Source organism: Pseudomonas sp. S2_B07 (assembly GCF_054668435.1).
In genome coordinates, this window is record NZ_CP162769.1 from 2,162,189 (window position 1) to 2,173,558 (window position 11,370).

The 11,370-nt window shown below is 59.6% G+C and carries 13 protein-coding genes; 4 read left to right on the plus strand and 9 right to left on the minus strand.

Annotated elements, in window-relative coordinates; translation table 11 throughout:
• Nucleotides 1–16: 16 nt before the first annotated feature.
• The gene (locus tag AB4N43_RS10060) at nt 17–199 is read right to left on the minus strand and encodes a hypothetical protein (RefSeq protein WP_059181487.1); all 183 of its coding nucleotides are present in this window, start codon (nt 197–199) and stop codon (nt 17–19) included.
• A 198-nt stretch (nt 200–397) separates the two neighbouring features.
• On the opposite strand from AB4N43_RS10060, the gene AB4N43_RS10065 reads away from it, so the two are divergent.
• Together AB4N43_RS10065 and AB4N43_RS10070 are read left to right on the plus strand one after the other, a co-directional pair.
• A complete protein-coding gene (locus AB4N43_RS10065) occupies nt 398–1,630 on the plus strand; it encodes an aminotransferase class I/II-fold pyridoxal phosphate-dependent enzyme (RefSeq protein ID WP_410921416.1) in 1,233 nt (410 codons plus the stop codon).
• Between the two features lie 18 nt (nt 1,631–1,648).
• Nucleotides 1,649–2,815: a multidrug effflux MFS transporter gene (locus AB4N43_RS10070; RefSeq protein ID WP_460153945.1), complete on the plus strand. Its 1,167-nt coding sequence runs from the start codon at nt 1,649–1,651 to the stop codon at nt 2,813–2,815.
• On the opposite strand, the gene yiaY is transcribed toward AB4N43_RS10070, so the two are convergent.
• Nucleotides 2,812–3,960 (minus strand): L-threonine dehydrogenase, encoded by a 1,149-nt coding sequence (gene yiaY / locus AB4N43_RS10075; protein ID WP_027925578.1) that lies wholly within the window; start codon nt 3,958–3,960, stop codon nt 2,812–2,814. The genes AB4N43_RS10070 and yiaY overlap by 4 nt on opposite strands.
• 156 nt (nt 3,961–4,116) lie before the next feature.
• Here yiaY and AB4N43_RS10080 point away from each other — a divergent pair, with 156 nt between their 5' ends.
• Entirely contained in the window at nt 4,117–5,136 is a 1,020-nt protein-coding gene (locus AB4N43_RS10080) for a DUF4917 family protein (RefSeq protein WP_027925579.1), read from the plus strand.
• A gap of 118 nt (nt 5,137–5,254) precedes the next feature.
• Here the strand turns inward: AB4N43_RS10080 and AB4N43_RS10085 are convergent, their stop codons facing one another.
• The 3 genes from AB4N43_RS10085 to AB4N43_RS10095 all read right to left on the minus strand — a co-directional run bounded on the left by AB4N43_RS10085 (nt 5,255) and on the right by AB4N43_RS10095 (nt 6,666).
• Nucleotides 5,255–5,599 carry a YegP family protein gene (locus AB4N43_RS10085; protein ID WP_027925580.1) on the minus strand — a complete coding sequence of 115 codons (345 nt, stop codon included), beginning with the start codon at nt 5,597–5,599 and terminating at the stop codon, nt 5,255–5,257.
• Between the two features lie 165 nt (nt 5,600–5,764).
• Nucleotides 5,765–6,070 (minus strand): ribbon-helix-helix domain-containing protein, encoded by a 306-nt coding sequence (locus AB4N43_RS10090; protein ID WP_027925581.1) that lies wholly within the window; start codon nt 6,068–6,070, stop codon nt 5,765–5,767.
• A gap of 14 nt (nt 6,071–6,084) precedes the next feature.
• Nucleotides 6,085–6,666 carry a DJ-1/PfpI family protein gene (locus AB4N43_RS10095; protein ID WP_027925582.1) on the minus strand — a complete coding sequence of 194 codons (582 nt, stop codon included), beginning with the start codon at nt 6,664–6,666 and terminating at the stop codon, nt 6,085–6,087.
• Between the two features lie 301 nt (nt 6,667–6,967).
• Here AB4N43_RS10095 and AB4N43_RS10100 point away from each other — a divergent pair, with 301 nt between their 5' ends.
• Entirely contained in the window at nt 6,968–7,858 is an 891-nt protein-coding gene (locus AB4N43_RS10100; protein ID WP_027925583.1) for a DMT family transporter, read from the plus strand.
• Between the two features lie 74 nt (nt 7,859–7,932).
• On the opposite strand, the gene AB4N43_RS10105 is transcribed toward AB4N43_RS10100, so the two are convergent.
• The 4 genes from AB4N43_RS10105 to AB4N43_RS10120 all read right to left on the minus strand — a co-directional run bounded on the left by AB4N43_RS10105 (nt 7,933) and on the right by AB4N43_RS10120 (nt 11,315).
• Entirely contained in the window at nt 7,933–9,147 is a 1,215-nt protein-coding gene (locus tag AB4N43_RS10105) for a class I SAM-dependent methyltransferase (RefSeq protein WP_059181489.1), read from the minus strand.
• A 123-nt stretch (nt 9,148–9,270) separates the two neighbouring features.
• Nucleotides 9,271–9,888: a TPM domain-containing protein gene (locus AB4N43_RS10110; RefSeq protein ID WP_027925585.1), complete on the minus strand. Its 618-nt coding sequence runs from the start codon at nt 9,886–9,888 to the stop codon at nt 9,271–9,273.
• Nucleotides 9,889–9,916: 28 nt separating this feature from the next.
• Nucleotides 9,917–10,672 (minus strand): TPM domain-containing protein, encoded by a 756-nt coding sequence (locus AB4N43_RS10115; RefSeq protein WP_059181490.1) that lies wholly within the window; start codon nt 10,670–10,672, stop codon nt 9,917–9,919.
• A gap of 34 nt (nt 10,673–10,706) precedes the next feature.
• The gene (locus tag AB4N43_RS10120) at nt 10,707–11,315 is read right to left on the minus strand and encodes a LemA family protein (RefSeq protein WP_027925587.1); all 609 of its coding nucleotides are present in this window, start codon (nt 11,313–11,315) and stop codon (nt 10,707–10,709) included.
• Nucleotides 11,316–11,370: the final 55 nt, after the last annotated feature.

The window sequence follows — 11,370 nt, forward strand, 5'->3', positions numbered from 1 at the left end:
GTCCTTGTGCGTGGACTTACTGATCGTCGAAGAACTTCATTCCTGCGTTGGGTCGTCGTTCCGCCCATTCAGCCAATTCAACACCTGATCCCCACCCCGCCACGTGTGCCACGCCAACACAAACGTAAACGACGCGCCGCCACATCGATATCACAAGGATGATCAGGTCGAGACGGCGGATCAGGCTTTTTGGCAGCATGGAGGGCTCGATGACTTCAGTTCGGCTGAGTCGGCAGATAGCTCGGTTTTTGCCCACAACCTCACACGCCATCGCCCTACATGTAAATCTCTTGTAACACTCAACCGAACAGGAAACGGCCGATTCAGCGCCCACACCCCACGCTGTAAAGTCTGGAAACACACGGACGGTTTCATCACTCAAGGACAGACACGTCACATGGACCAGACAACGCACGCGGCAAACACTTTCACCAACTATCGAAAACTGATCTCGCTAGCCGATCACGACTGGGAAACCGCGGAAGCGGGAAAAGTCGCGGGGCTGAACGTCGACATCAGAAGCAGCAACCGCATGGTTGACCAGCACGGACGCGCTTTTCATCACTTCTGTACTACCTCCTACCTGGGCCTGGATCACCATCCCGACTTACTCGATGGCGCCATGACCACCTTGTGGGAAACCGGCACCCTGCGCATCGCCAACTCGAAAAATCGCTGCAAACTGGCAATCCTCGATCAGTACGAAACGGAGCTGTCAGCGTTGTTCGGCGCCACATGCCTGAGCACCTTGTCGTGCAGCGCGGCGAGTGCCGGCGTCCTGCCGCTGCTGGCCAGCGGCGTGTTCACCGAGAACCGGTCGCCGGTGATGGTGTTTGACCGCTTGGCACACTATTCGATGAGTCACCTCAAAGCCGCCTGCGCCGACGAAACCAGGGTCGTGACCAGCCCGCACAACGACATGGATTTTCTGGAAACGCAGTGCCAGCAACATGCCAGGGTCGCGTATGTGGCCGACGGTGCGTACAGCATGGGCGGGGTCGCCGACCTGGACAGCCTGTTGTACCTGAAGGACCGTTACGGCCTGTTTCTTTACCTCGACGATTCTCACGCTTTGTCCGCTGTCGGCACGTTCGGTGCGGGCCTCGTGCGTCCCAGGTTGCAGGCGCTGGAGGATGACGCCTTGATTGTCGCCTCATTGGCCAAGTCATTTGGCGCCAGCGGCGGAATGGTGATGCTGGGCAACGAACGGCAGAAAAAACTGATTCAACGCTACGGCGGCCCCAGTAACTGGTCGCAAAGCCTGAACAGCGCGTCCATCGGTGCGGGCAGAGCGTCCATCCTGCTGCATCACACGCCTGCATTGACTGCGTTACAGGAAAAGCTTCAGGTTAATATCCGCCTCTTTGACAGCCTGATTCGAACCGCACAATACGCCAGCAACATGCCGATTCGCTTGATCCACTGCGGTGAAGCGAGGCTGGCCAACCGTATTGCCATCGAATTATCCAATCTGGGTTTCTTTACCTCGGCGGTGTTTTTCCCCGTGGTTGCACAAGGCAAGGCCGCCATCAGAATCACGCTACGCGCCGACATGGAGCCGACGCTGATTCGACATTTTTGTGAACTCGTCACCGAGCTTTTACGCACCTGCGCCGGGGACGCCCGCTAGACATCCAGGGATGATTCCATGAAGAGCAGCACCACCCTCCTCGTCACCTGCAGCACGGTTTTCCTCGCGCAACTGGGCATGAGCATTTACCTGCCGGCGCTGCCGGAGATGGCTCGGCACCTGTCCGCCGACGCTTCGCAGGTGTCCTGGGGACTGGCGGTGTATCTGATCGGCATGGCGCTGCCGATGTTGTTCTGGGGCAGCCTCGGCCAGCGCATCGGCCGCAAACCGGTGCTGCTCGCGGCACTTGGCATTTATGGCTTGGCCAACCTTGCGCTGCCGCTGGGCCAGACGCTTGAAGCGTTTCTGTTTTTTCGGCTGCTACAAGGCATTGGTGCCAGCGGGATTTCAGTCATGGCACGGGTGTTGATCCGCGACAGTTTCCGCGGTGAGCTGTTGGCCAAGGCGTTGTCGTGGATTTCGATTTCGTTCGTGATAGCGCTGGGCATCGGCCAATACCTGGGGTCGGTCATTCAGGTCGCACTGGGCTGGCCGGCGATTTTCTATCTGCTGGGTGGCACGAGCCTGTTGATGGCGATCGTCGTGGCGCGGATTTCTTTTGCGGTGCTGGTCGAGGACAACGTTCAGACGTCTGCGTGGCCCAGTTACGGGCGCATTCTGCGTGATCGGGCGTTCTTGCTGCCGGCGCTTACCGGTGGCCTCGGCTACGGGGTGATCATTGCCTTCAACACGGCCGCGCCGCTGATTCTGCAAGGGCCGTTCAACTGGTCGGCCGTGGAATATGGCCTGCTGGGCTGGCCGATCAGCGCGGCGTACTTTCTGGGAGCACTGGGGGTCAATGCCTTGGTACTGCGCACCGGTCAGCGCCGGTTGATGACGGTGGGCGTCGCTCTGGTGCTGACCGGGAGCGCGGTGATGTTGCTGGGCAGCCTCGTCGGCACCTCCATTGCGCTGCTGTTCTGGTTGCCCTATTGCGTGGCAGTGTTCGGGCAGTCGTTGACGTACCCGATCAGCCTGTCACTGGCGAACGACGGTTCACCGGTCGGGGGTGCCTATGCGATGGCGTTGAGCGGCTTTATTCATCAACTGATGGCAGCGATCATTGGCGGTGTTGCCAGCCTGATCGCCAGTCAGCAGGCATGGCCGTTGTCGTTGCTCTGTACCTTGCTGGCGGTGGGCGCGATGCTGTGCGTCATGCTCGCGCCCGGTCGCAAAACGGCCTAAAAGGCGCTGCGAAAAATCTCCTCGATCTGGCGCTGATCCGCCGCCCGGGGATTGGTAAAACCGCAGGCGTCTTTCAGCGCATTGGTGGCAAGCATGGGGACGTCATTGAGTCTGGCGCCGAGCTCACGCAATCCGGCCGGGATGTCCACATCACTGGACAGGCGACGGATCGCGGCAATAGCCGCTTGAGCACCCTCTTCAGGGCTGAAACCACGGATGTCGGCGCCCATCGCATGAGCCACGTCGGTCAAGCGCGGGGCGCACACCTGAGCGTTGAAGCTTTGAACGTGGGGTAGCAGCACTGCGTTGCAGACGCCATGAGGCAAGTCGTAGAACCCACCCAATTGGTGAGCCATGGCGTGGACATAACCCAGGGACGCGTTATTGAACGCCATGCCCGCCAGGAATTGCGCGTAGGCCATGTTTTCCCGCGCCGCCATGTCATCGCCGTTGCGCACCGCCAGCCGCAGGTTGTTGCTGATCAACGTGATCGCCTTCAGTGCACAAGCATCGGTGATCGGGTTGGCGGCGGTGGAGACGTACGCTTCGATGGCGTGGGTCAGTGCGTCCATGCCGGTGGCGGCCGTCAGCCCCTGGGGCATGGCGACCATCAGCGCCGGGTCGTTGACCGACAGCAGCGGCGTGACGTTGCGGTCGACAATGGCCATTTTCACGTGGCGCGATTCGTCGGTGATGATGCAAAAACGCGTCATCTCGCTGGCGGTGCCGGCGGTGGTGTTGATCGCGATCAGCGGCAGCTGCGGTTTGCTTGATTGATCGACACCTTCATAGTCGCGGATCTGCCCGCCGTTGGTCGCACATAACGCGATGCCCTTGGCGCAGTCGTGGGGCGAACCACCCCCGAGAGACACCACAAAATCGCAGCAACTTTCCTTCAACAAGCCCAGGCCGAGCTCAACGTTGGCCATGTTCGGGTTGGGTTTGGCGCCGTCGAAGATCACCGAGTCGATGTCCTGCATCGCCAGTTTTTGCGCAATCATTTTCGCAACGCCGGCCTTGGCCAGCCCGACGTCGGTGACAATCAGCGCTTTGCGAAAGCCATACTTGCCAATGGTGTCCATGGCTTCGTCGAGGCAACCCGTGCCCATGATGTTCACGGCGGGAATGAAAAACGTGCTGCTCATGAGCGATTCTCCTGGCTGGGCCGAATCGGCGACGCCGATCCAGCGGGACGCCCACAGCTTCGACCCTTCGCTCACGCAGTAACTTGATCTGGCTCAAGTCATGGTCGTGATAAAGTCGCCGCCCATCAGACCTTTTGCTTTGAGACTTTGACCGCAATGACCGATTTCCAGGATGTTGATGCCCAACTTGAAGACTGGAACGCCTTGCGCGCCACCGCCTCGTTCAGCGGCCTGCTGGTGGGCAACGGCGCCAGCCGTGCGGTGTGGGACGACTTTGGTTACGACTCGCTGTTCGAGAATGCGCGCACCGTCGAAGAAAAACCGCTGAGCCAGTCCGAGCTGAGCGTGTTCGAGGCGATGCAGACACGCAGTTTCGAACAAGTGCTGAGCGCGCTGAAAACCACCAGTCGCGTGAACAAGGCGTTGGCCGTCAGCTCCGCCGCACCGCGCAATCGCTATTACGCGATCAAGGAAGCGCTGATCAACACCGTGCATGCAGTACATATTCCATGGCGACTGGTCGTGCCTTCGACGCTGGCGACCATCAGCTCGGAACTGGGCAACTATCGGACGGTGTTTACCACCAACTATGACTTGCTCAATTACTGGTCCATCCAGCATCAGCCGGACGCGATCACCGACCTGTTCCAGGGCGCCGAGCCGGGCTTTGACCTGAGCGTCACGGCGACCGATAAAACCCGTTTGCTGTACCTGCACGGTGGTTTGCACCTGGTGCGCAATCAGGACGGCACGGCGCGCAAGCTGATGTCGACCGAGGGCACGCTGCTCGGCAGTTTCGCGATCAACAATACGATCAAGACCCTGGATGACGTGCCGCTGTTCGTGAACGAAGGGCCGGCGCAGGACAAGCTCAAGACCATTCGCAGCTCGGATTATCTGTCGTTCTGTTATGACCAGTTATTGGGGCATGGCGACGGGTTGTGTGTCTTTGGACATGCGCTGGGCGAGCAGGATAGCCATATCGTTCATGCGTTGCGCCAGGCGAAACCGTCGGTGGTGGCGATCTCGATTTATCCGCGCAGCAAGGCGTTTATCCAGCATCAGAAGCGGCATTACGCGAAGGTGTTTGAGGGGACGGGATCAGCGCTGCGGTTTTTTGATTCGAAGACGCACGCGTTGGGGAATCCGAAGCTTACGGTTCCGGTTGAGGTTTAGCGGCGAGGCGGCTGCTCGCGATGGCGGTCTGACATTCAACCTCTTCGTCGAATGCTAAGCAGCGATCGCGAGCAGGCTCACTCCTACAGCGGGATGTGTGTGAGTTTGAAATGTGTGTTTAGAGCACCGGCAAGGTCTTGTCCTTGATCACCGTGGTCGGCCCATTGGCTTTCACACTGGCAATGCCCTTATCCATCGCGGCAGCGGAGGCGTACGACTCGCTGCTGCCGATAATCTCGTGGTTACCGGCCTTGAGGTTGAAATAAGGATGGCCATCCTTGGTGGTCTTTTTTTCGTAGCGCTCATCCAGCGGGCTGTTGGACTGAACCGATGCAATGCCTTTGTCGGCGGCGGCGCGGGTGGTGTACAGCTCGCTGGTCAGAATGGTTTCGGCATTGGCGGCCTTGAGAACAAACCTGAACTGGCCACTGCTGCTTTTGCTCACTTCGTACCATCCGGACATGCTCTTTCTCCTTGGCGATTGAGAGGTTTCGCGTTTCAGAGTAAAGACCACACCACGGTTTCTGTCGCCTGCACAGGCCCCATCGCGAGCTGGCTCACTCCTACGATGGAAATGTGATCCCCTGCAGGAGTGAGCCTGCTCGCGAATGGGTCTACGCGGTACTCGCTACTTCACCACCGCCCGAACCACCGACAATTCCGGCACAGCGACCCGCCGCTGACTCAGATACCGCATACAACTCACCCGCAAAAACGAGGCAAAATTCACCACTTCCCCCCGGTAATCCATCACCTCTTCATACAGCTTGGCGATCAGTTGGTTGGTGGTCATGCCATCGACTTCGGCAATTTCGCTGAGAATGTCCCAGAACTGGTTCTCCAGCCGCAGGGTGGTGACCACCCCGCAGATGCGCAGCGAGCGGGAGCGCGATTCGTAGAGGATCGGATCGGCCTTGACGTAAAGCTCGCACATGGACAGGTCCCTCGTTACAGCGTGATTTTGGTGCCCAGCAACCCGAGGAAACCGGCGAGCCAGCTCGGGTGCGCCGGCCAGGCCGGGGCAGTGGCCAGATTGCCTTGAACATGGCCTTGCGTCACCGGGATATCGATGAACGTGCCGCCCGCCAGACGGACTTCCGGGGCGCAGGCCGGGTAAGCACTGCACTCGCGGCCTTCGAGAATTCCGGCCGCTGCCAGCAATTGCGCGCCATGACACACGGCAGCAATCGGCTTGCCGGCCTTGTCGAAGGCGCGCACCAGGTCCAGGACTTTGTCGTTCAGGCGCAGGTATTCCGGCGCACGGCCGCCGGGGATCAGCAGCGCGTCATAGTCGGACTCAGCGACTTTGGCGAAATCGAAGTTCAGGGCAAACAGGTGGCCGGGTTTTTCGCTGTAGGTCTGGTCGCCTTCGAAGTCGTGGATCGCGGTGCGCACGGTCTGGCCGGCGGTTTTGTCCGGGCACACGGCGTGGACGGTGTGACCGACCATCAGCAGCGCCTGGAACGGCACCATCACTTCGTAGTCTTCGACGTAATCGCCGACCAGCATCAGGATTTTCTTGGCAGCCATGGGGAGGACTCCTCTGGGGGAACATTGGCAGGAGTATTCAAGGTAGTCCTTATCCAGTGGGTCGGGTAATAACCTGCTACTACCTGATGGACCGCATCATCGTTCATCGCGGGCAAGCCACGCGCCCAACAGTTGACCGAGTCGTCCATGGGAATGCGATCAACTGTGGGAGCGTGGCTTGCCCGCGATGGCGCCCTCAAACTGTACGGATAACTCTGCGCCTAGCTGTAACAGCGCAGCCAACGCGGTTTGTGGCTAGATGAAGGCACTTCCCCTCACCCTGAATTCTGGTCCCCAAATCATGTCCTCGCGCGAAAACACCGGCATGGCCCTCGGCCTGCTCGGCGTTGTGATTTTCAGCCTCACCCTGCCCTTCACGCGAATCGTCGTGCAGGAACTGCATCCCCTGCTCAATGGCCTCGGCCGGGCGCTGTTCGCGGCGGTGCCGGCGGCGTTGCTGTTGCTGTGGCGACGGGAGAAATGGCCGACCTGGAAACAGGTCAAAGGCCTGACCCTGGTGATCGCCGGGGTCATTCTCGGTTTTCCGGTGTTGTCGGCGTGGGCCATGCAAACCTTGCCGGCGTCCCACGGTGCCCTGGTCAACGGTCTGCAACCGCTGTGCGTGGCGCTGTACGCCGCGTGGTTATCCCACGAACGGCCGTCAAAAGCCTTCTGGGCCTGCGCCGCGTTGGGCAGTGCATTGGTGCTGGGTTATGCGTTGATCAGCGGTGCCGGCAGCATTCAGGCCGGTGACTTGTTGATGCTCGGGGCAATTGCGGTGGGTGGTCTGGGCTACGCCGAGGGCGGTCGATTGGCCAAGGAAATGGGCGGCTGGCAGGTGATCTGCTGGGCGCTGGTGTTGTCGACACCGCTGTTGATCGGACCGGTGGTGTATCTGGCGCTGCAACATCAAGGCGAAATTTCAGCGAAGACCTGGTGGGCGTTTGGTTATGTTTCGCTGTTTTCGCAGTTCATTGGTTTTTTTGCCTGGTACGCCGGGTTGGCGATGGGCGGGATTGCTCGGGTCAGTCAGATTCAGTTGTTGCAGATCTTCTTCACGATTGCATTTTCGGCGTTGTTCTTTGGTGAACACATCGAGCCGATCACCTGGCTGTTTGCCGCCGGGGTGATCGTGACCGTGATGCTGGGCCGCAAGACCGCGGTTAAACCCGCACGCATCGCCACCGCCTGAACGGTAGGAGCCCGGCTTGCTAACGATGGCGTATTCGAAATCGCCATCGCCGGCAAGCCGGGCTCCTACAGGGCTCAGAGGTAGCCGTCAGCCCGCAGCAGGGTTTCAAGACAGTGTTCGCTGATGTGGTAGAAATCCTTCAGCGCCTGAATCTTCACCAACAGCTGGGCCGGGTCCACCGGCTCGGCGCGTTTGACCGCCAGGATCATCTTGTTCTTGTTGGTGTGGTCCAGCGAGATGAACTCGAACACCTTGGTTTCATAACCGCAGGCTTCAAGGAACAACGCGCGCAAGCTGTCGGTGACCATTTCAGCTTGCTGGCCCAAATGCAGACCGTATTGCAGCATCGGCTTGAGCAGTGCCGGGCTCTGGATTTGCAGGCGGATCTGTTTGTGGCAGCACGGCGAGCACATGATGATTGAGGCGCCGGAACGAATGCCGGTGTGAATCGCGTAGTCGGTGGCGATATCGCAGGCATGCAGGGCGATCATCACGTCCAGCTCGCTCGGTGCCACGCTGCGCACGTCACCGCATTTGAACACCAGCCCCGGGTGCTCGAGTTTCGCCGCAGCGGCGTTGCACAGGTTGACCATTTCTTCGCGCAACTCGACACCCGTCACCACGCCTTCAGCGTTCAAGGTGTTGCGCAGGTAGTCGTGGATGGCGAACGTCAGGTAACCCTTGCCCGAACCGAAATCCGCCACCTGCACCGGCTTGTCCAGCGCCAGCGGTGAGGTAGTCAGCGCATGGCTGAAGACTTCGATGAACTTGTTGATCTGCTTCCACTTGCGCGACATCGCCGGGATCAGCTCATGTTTGCTGTTGGTCACGCCAAGGTCGGCGAGGAACGGCCGGCTCAGGTCGAGGAAGCGGTTTTTTTCGCGGTTGTGCTCGGCGGATGGCACTTCACGCAATTGCTGAGGTTTGCTCTTGAACAGCGAAGACTTGCCCTTTTTGCTGTATTCGAGCTGGGCTTCATCGGTCAATGACAACAAATGCGCGTTTTTGAACGAGGCCGGCAGCAGCGCGGCGATGGTCGCGACACCTTCGGCCAGCGGCAGGTTCTTGGTGATGTCGCGGGTTTTGTAGCGATAGACGAAGGACAGGCAAGGCTGATCCTTGACCGTCAGCTGCTTGATGATCAGGCGCTGTAAATCCGCTTCGGTACCGACGTACTTGGCCAGCACCAGCTTGATAAAGGCGTTGGCGTCGAGGCTGGTTTGCAGCAGGTCGATGAACTGGGCGTGGTGATCCGGCGCGAGGCTGGCGGGAGTGGCGGTGACGGACATGGGCAAAACGGCCTCGGGCGGAGCGAATCGGGGAATGGCGGGTATTTTAGGGGGGATGTCGATGCAGGGCACGGGTAATTTCCCGAACGGCACGATCTGTAGCAGCTGGAGCGTGGTCAAGCATCAGCCTAACACCACCAACCGGTTCGGCAATTCATTGCGCACCTGCGTTACCGGCACATGCACTTTAAGTAATTCACCACACGCCTCGATGCACGTCACGAACCCTTGCAACGTCTGCCCCTGTTTCACCTGCTGGGTGAACGCCGCCACAATCGAATCCCAGTTCTTGTTGTCCAGCCGCCTGGAAATCCCTTCATCCACCAGGATTTCCACATAGCGCTCAGCCTCGCAGACAAAAATCAGCATTCCGGTGCTACCGACCGTGTGGTGCAGGTTCTGCTCCAGGAATTGCCGGCGCGCCAGGTTCGAGGCGCGCCAGTGCCGCACTGAACGCGGGACCAGGTGCGTGGTGACTTTCGGCAGGCGGAACACCAGGCACAGCACCACAAAAGTGATCCATTGCACCAGCAGCAAGCTGTGCAGGGTCAGCCATCCGCTGAGGTAATGCACGATCCCCGGCACCATCAGCGCCAGCAGGCTGGCCCACAGCAGCGGAATGTATGCGTAGTCGTCGGCGCGGGCAGCGAGCACGGTCACCAGTTCGGCGTCAGTGTCGCGCTCGACCCGGGCAATCGCCTCGGCGACTTTGCGTTGTTCGTGTTCAGTCAGTAATGCCATGTTGAAAAGTGCCTGCTCATTATTGTTATCACCAGCCGCCCGACGAACCGCCGCCCCCGAAACTGCCCCCGCCGCCGCTGAAGCCCCCGCCTCCACCGCCGCCACCAAACCCACCGCCGCCGAAACCACCGCCCGAACCACCCGAGCCCCCTCGGCCGGCGGGCAGAAGCCCGAGCATCTGCAAGACAAAAATCGTCAGGATGAACAGCATCACCAGAAACACGAAGACGCCGGGATGACGCGCCACGAAGTCGCTGTCCTCATCACCGCGCGGCTCATAGACCGTTGAGGGTTCATCCAGCGGACTGCCGCCCAACACCACCAGCATCGCCGCGACCCCGTCGCTGATACCTTTGCTGAAGTTACCCGCCTTGAACGCGGGGGTGATCACCTGATTGATAATCACCGAACTTTGCGCGTCGGTCAGTCGATCTTCGAGGCCATACCCGACTTCGATGCGCAATTTACGCTCATCGCGCGCAACGATCAGCAGCGCGCCGTTATTTTTATCTTTCTGGCCAATGCCCCAGGCTCGGCCCAATTGGTAGCCGAAGTCCGCGATGTCGGTGCCTTGCAAGTCCGGCAACGTGACCACCACCAACTGCTCGCCAGTGGCGCTTTCATGGGCCTGAAGTTGTTGTGTCAGTTGCTCGCGCACCGACGGCTCGATCATCTGGGCGTTATCGACCACCCGCCCGGTCAGCGCCGGAAACTTCAACTCGGCCTGCGCCGTCAGGGCACACACCCAGAACAACAGCATCAGCCCCACTTTCAACACGCGCATTGGCAACCTCATCCGTGGTAATGCTTTTAGCCGGTCAGAACTTTACCTGAGGTGCCTTATCGGCATCCGGCGTGGTCGCCTCGAAGGTTTCGCGGATCGGCAAATCGCTGTACAAAACGGTGTGCCACAAGCGACCGGGAAAAGTACGAATCTCAGTGTTGTACTTTTGCACCGCGAGGATGAAATCACGACGGGCCACGGCGATGCGGTTTTCGGTGCCTTCAAGTTGCGACTGCAAGGCGAGGAAGTTCTGGTTGGCCTTCAGGTCCGGATAACGCTCGGACACCACCATCAAACGGCTCAAAGCCCCCGTCAGTTGATCCTGGGCCTGCTGGAACTGTTTGAGTTTTTCCGGGTTATCCAGGGTCTTGGCGTCCACCTGAATAGATGTTGCCTTGGCCCGTGCTTCAATCACCGCGGTCAGGGTTTCTTCTTCGTGCTTGGCATAGCCTTTGACAGTTTCCACCAGGTTGGGGATCAAGTCGGCGCGACGCTGATACTGGTTCTGCACCTGGCCCCACGCGGCCTTGGCCTGCTCGTCGAGGGTCGGAATCGTATTGATGCCGCAGCCCGCGAGCACAGTGGTCAACAGCATCAGGGCTGCCACCTGCAAGCTCGAGCGATAGTGGTGTCTTGCATTCATCTGGGTCACTCCCTGGCACATTCCGTTGAAAAACCAATCACACTCTTCTGACCGG